The 356-nt window shown below is 71.3% G+C and carries 1 pseudogene; it reads left to right on the top strand.

Features of this window, described 5'->3' with window-relative positions:
* A pseudogene (locus QSJ95_RS32615) lies at positions 1-356 on the top strand (p-hydroxyphenylacetate 3-hydroxylase oxygenase component); the annotation flags it as partial.

Here is a 356-nt window from a genome sequence, read left to right as displayed (position 1 = left end):
GCCAGCGTCGGCACCGCCACCCCGGCGCTGATGCGCCTGGCCGAGTCCACCCACCAGGTGGCCGCCGCCCGCGCCTTCCTCGAGAAGACCTGGCAGGACCACGCCGAGCACGGCGAGCGCCACGAATACCCCAGCCGCGAGACCCTGGCCTTCTGGCGCACCAACCAGGCCTACGCGGTGAAGATGTGCATCCAGGCCGTGGACCGCCTGTTCGAGGCCGCCGGCGGCACCGCCTGGTTCGAGAGCAACGAGATGCAGCGGCTGTTCCGCGACTCGCACATGACCGGCGCCCACGCCTACACCGACTACGACGTCTGCGCGCAGATCCTCGGCCGCGAGCTGATGGGCCTGGAGCC

It is taken from the genome of Pseudomonas sp. NBRC 100443, from assembly GCF_030268185.1.
Taxonomy (GTDB): domain Bacteria; phylum Pseudomonadota; class Gammaproteobacteria; order Pseudomonadales; family Pseudomonadaceae; genus Pseudomonas; species Pseudomonas citronellolis.
The sequence above is the reverse complement of the archived record's forward strand: the minus strand, read 5'-3'. Positions and strand labels throughout refer to the sequence as shown.